Annotated in this window: 8 protein-coding genes; 4 read left to right on the forward strand and 4 right to left on the reverse strand. The window is 43.0% G+C overall.

The window, feature by feature from the left end; translation table 11 throughout:
* The first annotated feature begins 4 nt into the window (after positions 1-4).
* From JWR61_RS21220 to JWR61_RS21235, 4 genes are all read left to right on the forward strand, one after another.
* Positions 5-1,282, forward strand: a complete 1,278-nt coding sequence (locus JWR61_RS21220) for a TolC family protein (protein WP_301929709.1) — start codon at positions 5-7, stop codon at positions 1,280-1,282.
* 9 nt (positions 1,283-1,291) lie between these two features.
* The gene (locus tag JWR61_RS21225) at positions 1,292-2,368 is read left to right on the forward strand and encodes an efflux RND transporter periplasmic adaptor subunit (protein WP_301929710.1); all 1,077 of its coding nucleotides are present in this window, start codon (positions 1,292-1,294) and stop codon (positions 2,366-2,368) included.
* An 11-nt stretch (positions 2,369-2,379) separates the two neighbouring features.
* Entirely contained in the window at positions 2,380-5,502 is a 3,123-nt protein-coding gene (locus JWR61_RS21230) for an efflux RND transporter permease subunit (RefSeq protein ID WP_290338526.1), read from the forward strand.
* 93 nt (positions 5,503-5,595) lie between these two features.
* A complete protein-coding gene (locus JWR61_RS21235; protein WP_301929711.1) occupies positions 5,596-5,961 on the forward strand; it encodes a helix-turn-helix domain-containing protein in 366 nt (121 codons plus the stop codon).
* A 19-nt stretch (positions 5,962-5,980) separates the two neighbouring features.
* On the opposite strand, the gene JWR61_RS21240 is transcribed toward JWR61_RS21235, so the two are convergent.
* The 4 genes from JWR61_RS21240 to JWR61_RS21255 all read right to left on the reverse strand — a co-directional run.
* Positions 5,981-7,228 carry an MFS transporter gene (locus tag JWR61_RS21240; RefSeq protein ID WP_301929712.1) on the reverse strand — a complete coding sequence of 416 codons (1,248 nt, stop codon included), beginning with the start codon at positions 7,226-7,228 and terminating at the stop codon, positions 5,981-5,983.
* A 59-nt stretch (positions 7,229-7,287) separates the two neighbouring features.
* Entirely contained in the window at positions 7,288-8,220 is a 933-nt protein-coding gene (locus tag JWR61_RS21245) for an RraA family protein (RefSeq protein WP_301929713.1), read from the reverse strand.
* Between the two features lie 42 nt (positions 8,221-8,262).
* Positions 8,263-9,198, reverse strand: a complete 936-nt coding sequence (locus JWR61_RS21250) for an RraA family protein (RefSeq protein ID WP_301929714.1) — start codon at positions 9,196-9,198, stop codon at positions 8,263-8,265.
* Between the two features lie 251 nt (positions 9,199-9,449).
* The coding region (locus tag JWR61_RS21255; protein WP_301929715.1) for a mandelate racemase/muconate lactonizing enzyme family protein at positions 9,450-10,595 on the reverse strand (1,146 nt) is incomplete at its 5' end.

Raw genomic sequence — 10,595 nt, forward strand, 5'->3', positions numbered from 1 at the left:
TAACATGAACCACAAAAGCCAATGGCTAACCAGCCTGTTGGTTATGCTGTTATTTTCCAGCCTGCGCCTGCATGCACAGGATACATTGCGCATAACCCTTCCTGAAGCAGAAAAACAGTTTCTTCAAAAAAACCTGGACCTCCTCGCAGAAAAGTACAATATTGATATTGCCATGGCACAGGTGATACAAGCCAGGTTATACAGCAATCCCAACTTTTCATTCAACGGCAATATTTACAATCCGCAGAATAAAAAAATCGCAGATGTTAGCAATAAAACCGGCGAGTACATTATTGGTCTGCAACAATTAATAAGGGTAGCCGGCAAGCGAAATAAAGAAATAAAACTGGCTGAAACCAGCACCCGGCTTAGTGAAAATCGCTTTTTTGACCTGTTGAGAACCCTGCGTTTTTCTTTAAGAAGTAATTTTTACAACGCATATTACCTACAAAATTCCATCAGTGCCTATAACAATCAGATTGCCTCTTTAGAAAGCCTGAGCGCATCTTACGAAGCGTTAAAAACAAAAGGTGTTGTTACCCTCAAAGATGCAATCCGTATTAAATCCCTGCTGTATAGTTTAAAAGCTGAACAAAACGGATTACAGAACCAGTTAAATGACATAGAAGCAGAGCTGAAAATATTGTTACAGGATAATAAAACCTGGTTTGTTTCCACGGTAGAAAAAAATGATGCACTGGCAGTTTCCTTCAAACAAATGAAGCTGCCTGATTTGGTTGATACGGCCTATGAGAACAGGTTCGATTTGAAGCTTGCAGAAAATAACCTGTTGTACAACCAGCAAAACCTGGCCTTACAAAAAGCCATAGCAAAGCCGGATATCACGCTGGGCGCCCAGTTTGATAAACGCGGCAGTTTTGTAGACAATGCCTCCTTCTTTAATGTGGCTATCGACCTGCCGTTTTTTAACCGCAACCAGGGCAATATTAAAGCTGCAAAAATCAGTATCGATCAGAGTAAAGTTGTACTGAATCAACAAAGACTTACGGTAGAAAACGAAGTGCAATCGGCATACACAAAAGCATTGAATACAGACAAAATGCTGCAGTCAATTGACCCGGCATTCAGGGATGAATTTGAAAATTTGTTAAAAGCTGTTTCTGAAAATTTTAAAAAGAAAAATATCAGCCTGATTGAGTTTACAGATTTCAATGAATCATACAAGAATAATATTTTACAAATTAATGAGCTGCAAAATCAAAAAATGCAGGCCATCGAAACCCTGAATTTTACCATCGGTAAAACCATCTTAAACAATTAATTCAATACAATGAAAGCATTAATTATTACTGCACTTATTACGCTCTCTGTTTTTTTTATTTCCTGCAAAGGTCATAAGGAAGAAGCTGCCGCAGCGATCCCGGCCATATCAGACAGCCTGGTTAAAAACGTACAGACAGCACCAGTCATAGTGGAAGATGCAAGTGATATCATTAAACTGAATGGTAAAATTGAAGCGAACGAAAACAAACAGGCCAAAGTATTTTCCCTGGTAAGCGGCCGGGTGACTGCCTTGAAAGTGGAGCTGGGAGATTATGTACATAAAGGCCAGGTACTGGCTGTGATTAAAAGTACAGAAGTAGCCGGCTACACCAATGATCTTTCCAATGCAGAATCGAATGTTACCATGGCCAAAAAAGCCATGGAGACAAGCAAGGATTTATATGAAAGCAAACTGGCCACCGAACAGGATTACCTCACCGCCAAAATTAGTTACAACAAAGCATTGTCTGAGTTAAACAGGGTGAAGGAAGTGTCTGCCATTACCGGCGGCAAAAGTTCGGCCTACACCGTAACGGCGCCTTTAAATGGCTTTATTATAGAAAAGAATATCACCAATGCTTCCGAAGTGAGGGCTGATAACAATACCGATTTATTTGCCATAGCCGATTTATCCAACGTTTGGGTAATGGCGAATGTGTACGAAGCGGATATGGATAATATACACCTGGGTGACATGGTAAAAGTGAACACCCTTGCCAATTCAGAAAAAGAATATGCGGGTAAAATAGATAAAATATACAACGTGCTGGATCCTGCTACAAGAACAATGAAAGTGCGCATCAGCATGGATAACCCGGGCACTGTTTTAAAACCCGAAATGTTTGCGACCGTTACCGTAAACGTAAAAGGAAAAACAAGTCGGCTTTCTATTCCGGCACACGCCATTGTGATGGACAACAGTAAAAACTATGTGGTGGTAAAAAAAGATAATAAGCTGGAAGTGCAGGAGGTGAACCTGCTGCGGCGGATTGATAACAAAGCCTACATCTCCGGCCTGGCAGAAGGCGCACAGGTTGTTACCAACTCGCAGGTATTTCTTTACCAGGCATTGATCACTAAATAATCAACCACACTATGTTTAAAGCTATCAAAAAAGTCATCGCTTTTTCTTTAAAGAATAAGCTGTTTATATTCTTTGCTACCATTGTATTAATCATCTGGGGCGTTATTTCTTTCAGAAATATTCCGATAGAAGCTTTTCCGGATGTTACCAATACTCAGATCACTATCATCACACAGTGGCCTGGCCGCAGCGGTGAAGAAGTAGAAAAATTTGTTACCATACCGATTGAAGTAGCCATGAATCCGATCCAGAAAAAAACATCGGTGCGTTCCACCACCGTATTTGGATTGTCTGTTGTAAAAATAATTTTTGAAGATGATGTAGATGATGCCTTCGCCAGGCAACAGGTAAACAATATGCTGAGAGATATTGATCTGCCTGAAAATGCATCCCCTAATATACAGCCCCCTACCGGACCAACCGGTGAGATATTTCGTTATACATTAACCAGCAATTCCAAAACAGTAAAAGAATTGAAGACACTACAGGACTGGGTAATTGAACGGCAGTTTCTCGGTGTGCCGGGCGTGGGCGATGTGGTAAGTTTTGGCGGTGAAGTAAAAACTTATGAAATAAAAGTGAATCCGTTAAAGCTGGCATCTTATAACATCACACCGCTGGATGTATACACGGCCGCTGCAAAAAGTAATATCAATGTAGGCGGCGATGTGATAGTAGACAATTCTCAGTCTTATGTTGTAAGGGGTATTGGACTACTCAATAACGTGGAAGAAATCGGCAATATTATTGTCACCAATATTAACGGAACTCCCATACTGGTAAAGGATGTAGCAGATGTCGACATTTCGCAACTGCCCCGGTTGGGCCAGGTAGGCAGGGATGCACAAAATGATGTGGTAGAGGGCATCATTGTGATGCGCAAAGGAGAAAATCCCAGTGAAGTCATCAAACGGGTACAGGCTAAAATTACTTACCTGAACGAAAAAATACTGCCGGCTGATGTTAAAATCAATACATTTTACAACCGCAACGACCTGATTGATTTCGCTACAGAAACAGTGCTGCACAATATGCTGGAAGGGATCATTTTCGTGACCGTAATTGTATTTCTTTTTATGGCCGACTGGCGAACGACTGTTATAGTGGCGATTGTTATTCCGCTGGCCCTGCTGTTTGCATTCATTTGTTTAACCTTAAAAGGAATGAGCGCCAACCTGCTTTCCATGGGAGCGATTGACTTTGGTATCATCATCGACGGAGCTGTAGTAATGGTGGAAGGTATTTTTGTAATACTGGATCGCAAGGCACATGATGTCGGAATGAAACGTTTCAACCTGTTGTCTAAACTGGGTATTATAAAAAACACTGGCGGCGAATTGGGCAAAGCCATCTTCTTCAGCAAGCTGATTATAATCGCTGCGTTGTTACCCATTTTTTCATTCCAGAAGGTAGAAGGCAAAATGTTTTCGCCGCTGGCCTGGACACTTGGTTTTGCATTACTGGGAGCACTGCTGCTAACACTCACACTCGTGCCATTACTGAGCAGTATTTTGTTACGCAAAAACGTAAAGGAAAAACACAATCCTTTTACAGAAGCTTTGACGAACGGTATCATGAAAATGTTTTCCTGGACCTATCATCATAAGCGCATCACTTTACTTATTGGCGGTGCATTGGTGGTGGTAGGTTTATTCTTCTTTAAATTTCTTGGTACAGAATTTTTACCTGAACTGGATGAAGGAGCTATCTACATAAGAGCCACTTGCCCTTTAAGTGTTTCTCTGGATGATTCCCGGGATATTGCCAATAAAATGCGGGCACTAATCCGTCAGTTTCCGGAAGTAAAACAGGTGATGTCGCAAACCGGCCGGCCCAATGACGGAACCGATGCTACCGGCTTTTACAACATCGAATTTCACGTAGACATCTATCCTAAAAAGCAATGGAAAAGCGGCCTTTCAAAAGAGCAGCTGGTGGATGAAATGCAAAGAAAACTCGCGGTTTTCCCTGGTATTGATTTAAACTTTTCGCAGCCCATTATGGATAATGTGGAAGAAGCCGTGTCAGGTGTAAAAGGATCGCTGGTAGTGAAGATTTACGGTGACACCTTATCTTATACCGAACAAAAAGCCAACGAAGTATTCGCTGTAATGAAAGACATAAAAGGGGTTGAAGATTTGGGTGTAATCAGGAACATTGGCCAGCCGGAACTGAGGATAGATCTTGACCAGAATAAAATGGCCTTGTATGGTGTAACCACGGCAGATGCCAATGCCATTATAGAAATGGCTATAGGAGGAAAAGCCATCTCACAAATTTATGAAGGTGAAAAAAAGTTTCAGCTACGGCTGCGGTACAAAGAAGGCTACCGCGATAATGCAGAAGCCATCAGTAATTTAATGGTCCCTACCCTTCGCGGATCACAGATTCCAATTAAAAGTATCGCCACCATTCAGCGCCTTACCGGCCCCAGTATTATTTTCAGGGATGATAACCGCAGATACAGTGCGGTGAAGTTTTCTGTTCGTGGCCGCGATATGGGCAGTACGATTGCGGAAGCGCAGCAAAAAGTAGATAAAGCAGTTCACCTGGATAAGGGATATGAAATGCAGTGGGCGGGCGATTTTGAAAACCAGCAAAGAGCTACCAAACGTTTGGGGCAGGTAGTGCCCATCAGTTTGTTGCTGATATTTTTGATATTGTTTATCATGTTTGGCAATGTAAAAGATGCGGGCATGGTATTGTTAAATGTACCTTTTGCCATCATCGGCGGTATTGCCGCCTTGTTGGTAACCGGAACTAATTTCAGCATCTCAGCGGGTATAGGCTTTATTGCATTGTTTGGTATTTGTATACAGAATGGTGTAATTCTCATTACGGTATTTAAAAACAACCTGCAAAAAATTAAAAAAAGTGAGTTCACCCATCACTCACTGGAAACCGCCATTATTGAGGGTGTAAAAACAAGGGTAAGACCGGTTGTGATGACGGCACTGATGGCTGCAATTGGACTGATGCCAGCTGCCCTGTCGCATGGCATTGGTTCGGAAACATCCAAGCCGTTGGCCATAGTGGTAATTGGAGGTTTGATTACCGCTACTGTACTCACGCTGCTGGTGTTTCCATTGTTCTTTTATTTGGGATATAGAAAATTAGGCCAGGAAATGGATTAATATTCTTTGCAGGATGAAACGCTATTGTTTCATCCTGCATTATTTTTTGTTACAAAAAAAAAACTTCATTATTTATCTGCTTAAAACGGTTGTATGCATAAGATTAAAACAAGGGGCTTACAAAACCTGGTTGCCCAAAATATTATTGAACTGCGAAAGAAAAAAAACATTTTACAAAAAGACCTGGCAATTCAACTGGGCATCAAAACAAAAGAACTTTCCCTTATTGAAAACGGGCACGTTGATCTGCCATTATCCATGCTGGAAAAACTGGCAGTAATATTTAAAGTTCCGGTAGAGGTTTTTTTGCTGCCGTTAACATCCAATGACAGGCGGGATGAGCCTTTTATCGACAAGGCCAGGCTACTGGATACCATCGATAAAAGCAAACTGAATTTTGTACTCAACCTGCTGGATATATTTATTGACAATAAATTAGAACCGCAAGGCATCGCCTAACGATGCCGGTTTGACGTGTTTACACTTTTTTGTTCCTGACAGCTACAAGTGTTAATACGGCTGCCAGCAATAAAGAGCCTGCCATAAAAATATACGACGCATTAAAGCTGCCTGTCTTTCCATTGAGGTATCCAACCAAATAAGCTCCTGCAAAGGATCCCAGTGCACCGAAACTGTTGATTAAAGCAATCGCTCCGCCGGCAACATTCCCCGGCAAAATTTCTGTAATGATGGCAAAGAAAGGCCCGTACGGTGCATACATTGCACCGCCGGCGATGATCAGTAAAATAAAGGATATCCAAAAATGATTTGGGCCTACCAGGTAAGAACCATAAAAAGCAATGGCACCAACTAACAGAAACGGCCATACGAAAATTTTCCTTCGAAGTATTTTGTCGGAAAAATAAGATGTCGCCAGCATGCTGATGATAGCAAGCAGGTAAGGTACGGCAGAAAGCCATCCGGTATGAACGATATTGCTGTTGGGTGCTGCGTTGATAATGGAAGGCAGCCACATCACAAAACCATATACACCAATACTCCAGCAGGCGTATTGCAGGCAAAGTAAAATCACCGTTTTGGAACGAAACGCCGCGGCATAATTTTTAACCGGTTTGATGTCCGCCTGCTCCAGCAGCAATTGCCCGGCCAGTGCTTCTTTTTCGCCTGCTGTTAGCCATTTGGCATCGGCAGGCTGATCATTTACCAGCCGCCACCAGAAAAAAGCCCAGATGATAGCAGGCAATCCTTCCAGGATAAACATCCACCGCCAGCCGGCCGACCTGATTAAATAGCCGGATAAAACAGACATCCATAGTATCGTTACCGGGTTGCCTAAAATTAAAAAAGTATTGGCTTTGGAACGTTCGGTTTTTGTAAACCACCGGCTTAAAAAAATCAACATTGCCGGCATCACGGCACTCTCCACAACACCCAGCATAAAACGGATTACGACCAGTGCATTTACATTGCTGATAAGACCGGTTGCGGTAGCCAGCCCGCCCCACAATATCAATGACCAGAAAATTAATTTCCTGGCACTTTGATTGGCGGCGTACAAGGCCCCGGGAATCTGAAAAAAGAAATAACCCAGGAAAAACAACGAACCCAGTAAGGAAGAAGCAGCGGCGGTGATATGAAGGTCTTTACCCATGCCGCCGGCCGTAGCAAAACCAAAGTTGGCCCGGTCAAGATAGGCAAGACTATAGGTAATAAAAGCAATGGGAATTAGCCGGATCCATCTGCGCTTTGCGATTGTATTTTCCATCAGCAGGTAAGTATCATTATATTTTACTTCAAAATTTACTTTATTTAGCCGGCCGCAAATTACCAGGTTCTTTTGCTCATTAATTTATCCAGTTCTGCCTTTGTCATTTTACCCAGTTCAGGATGCAGATCAAGCCATTTTAAAAATTCCGCTTTTATCTCATCTGTCCACTGGCTATCTACCTGCCCGGTGGAATAGCGTTTTGTTTTCACCATTTCAAAACCAAATTTATCTTTACGGATAACAAACTCTGCGGTACTAATTACCTGTTCTGCCAAATGTGCCGGAACAAACAATACACCCTCTCCCCTTGCAATAACAAGGTCGCCCGGCAATACCATAACGTTACCGATACGAATAGGGGTATTCAATCCCATCAGCACCATTTCTTCTAAAAATGAAGGATGAAAATCACGTACAAATGCGTTAAAACCATCCATCTCTTTTATTTCCTGCAAGTCTCTTGCGGCGCCATTAAAAATCACACCGTTTCCTGATTTACTAAAAATAGAAGTGGCCAGCGTGGAGCCCATCAAAGTGCCGCCACCAATCTTTCCAAAACCATCTGCCACATATACGTCTCCTTTTACCAGTGTTTCAATAGGCCACGAATTGGTATTTCCTTTTCTTCCATCCCGGCTGATTCCCCGTGCTTTGATATTCTTTTCCACATCTGGCCGGCTGGGCATAAACATAGCCGTTACGGCTCTGCCGATGACAGGTACATCCTCTTTCACCATCTTCCATCCACCTTCAAACTGGTTCACATAACCTTCATTTTTTAATACGGTCCAGGCATCATCAATATTGATGTGCTTTGCTCTTTCCAGCAAATCATCTGCAACTTTCGGCCGTCCGTCTGCAAAGCGCTCTCCCTTCCATTCTGAAGTAAGAAAAATCAATTCTTCTTTAGACATGGTTTGTGCCATCAAAATGTTGTTACAGCAAACGCTTATAAAAAGAAATACAACAACAGCGGTGATTAATTTCATTATTCAATTTTTACAAAATCATTGGGGTAAGTCATGTTAAAATCAATGCCCTTCTTTTTCAAGATAGGCCTCAATATCTTTTGAAGTAATCGCGAGCTTCTTAGGATATTTAGCAAACCAGGCCCGGAATTCATTTTTAATCGCATCATTCCAATCGCCATGAATTTGCCCGCTGGGATATTTATTTTGTTGCAGCAACAATCTTTCAAACTCATCTCTTAAGCCGGTCAGTTCAGCATTGTGCACCAGCTCTTCTACCAAAAATGCAGGAATAAAAACAACGCCATATTCGTTGGCAAACACCACATCCCCGGGGAACACAGTCACCTGGCCAATGCGGATGGGTGCATTGATAGAGGTGGGCGTCATGTCTTTGATGTAAGACGGATCATGTCCTTTAACCCAGGCATTAAACCCTTTGGTATCTTTCAGTTCCTGCATATCTCTTACAGATCCGTAAAAGATAACACCCTTACCGGTTTTGCCCACAATCGCATTGCCCAGGCTTGATCCTATCAGCGTACCATCTTTTACTTTTCCGAAACCATCTGCTACATAAATATCTCCCTTGGTTAAAATATCAATGGGCCAGATATTGATGCCACCTTTTTGCGAGCGGCCTTCTGCCCTCCCAGTCTGTTTTACCAGCGAATCAAGGTCGGGCCTGGAAGGCATGAACTGCGCTGTCACTACTCTGCCCACCATGGTTTCACCCGGCTTCAGAATGATCCAGTCTTTTTCTACCTGGTTGCGAAATCCTTTGTTTCCCAAAAAGCCCCAGATCTGTTCCAGCGTAGCCTCCTGCAAACGTTCCAGGTAAATGTCAGCAACCTTCGGGCGACCATCGGCAAAGCGTTCTCCTTTCCATTGGGCGGTAAGTGCCTTTACATATTCAGGCGAAGCGCCGATTTGCTGTGCATTTATGTAAGTGCTAAAAAACACAAACGCAATGAGAAAAGCTATTTTTTTAGTGATCATACATTTTTAAAGTTGAGGATAAATAATTTATTGGTTATGATAATTGGGGCAGGCCGTTCAGGCGGCCGTTCACGAGTGAGTGGTCAGTTGTGAGCAGTGAGTGTAGAGCCTAACGTCTTAAGAAGACTTCCGTGAATGGTCAGTGGTTAGTAATCAGTTAGTGATTAAGGGAATTCGCAACTCACTATTCACCATTGACAACTCACCACTCACCATTCACCACTCACAACTCACCACCCACCTCTCCCCACCTAACTAAACAGCCTGTCATGCGAACGCAGCTCATTCCACTCGGTTGTTGGTGCAAAAAAACTCTGATCTTTTGGATGCAAATGTTTTTTTACAATTTCTTCATTTAACTCAATACCCAGGCCTGGCGCAGACAACGGCACATTGGCAAAACCTTTTGTAATCAGCTGCCGGCCATCGGTTGTTTTAACCAAACTCTCCCACCAGGGCAAATCAATAGAATGATGTTCGAGCGCCAAAAAGTTTTGCGTGGCAGCTGCGCAATGTACGTTGGCCATAAACGAAATGGGCGTTCCTGCCTGGTGCATGGCCATGGCAACGCCATGCTCTTCCGCATAATCGCCGATGCGTTTGGTCTCCAGTAAACCGCCGGAGGTTGATAAATCAGGATGAATGATGTCAACCGCGTGGATGTCTATCAATGGTTTAAAATTCTTTAGTAAGTAAATGTCTTCGCCTGTGAGCAACGGTGTCTCTAAGGCGTCAGACATGGTTTTCCATTGATCGGTCAGTTGCCAGGAAACGATGTCTTCCATCCAGGCAAGGCGATATTTTTCCAGCGCCCTTCCCAGCCGTATACCATTGTTCAAATCAAAATGGCCATAGTGATCCGTAGAAAGCGGAATGTCATATCCTACCATGCTCCGTACATTCTCCACAATTTTGGCAAGTTCCTCCAGCCCCTTGTCAGTAATCTGAATTTGTGTAAATGGATGCAGTGTATTGGCATACGACATAAAATCACCCTGCCATTGTTTAAGGCTTCCTTTATCCTGCCAGAATTTTTGGTTTACCAATGTGCCGGGAATGTCTTTCAATTCATCAATGGATACATCCATTTTAAGCCAGGTATAGCCCTGCTCTTCGGTGCGGTATTTAATCAGTTTAATTTGTTCTTCTCTTGAATTGGCTTCCGGTGTATCTGCGTACAAACGGATTTTATCGCGGTACCTGCCACCCAGTAATTGCCACGCCGGCACGTTCAACGCTTTGCCGCAGATGTCCCACAAAGCCATTTCCACACCACATACGCCACCCGCCTGGCGTGATTGTCCGCCGAATTGTTTGATGGTTTTAAAGATCATCTCTACGTTACACGGGTTCAGGCCAAGGATGCGGCTTTTCAGCATCAATGCATAACGGGGATC

Source organism: Ferruginibacter sp. (assembly GCF_028288465.1).
Lineage (GTDB): Bacteria > Bacteroidota > Bacteroidia > Chitinophagales > Chitinophagaceae > Ferruginibacter.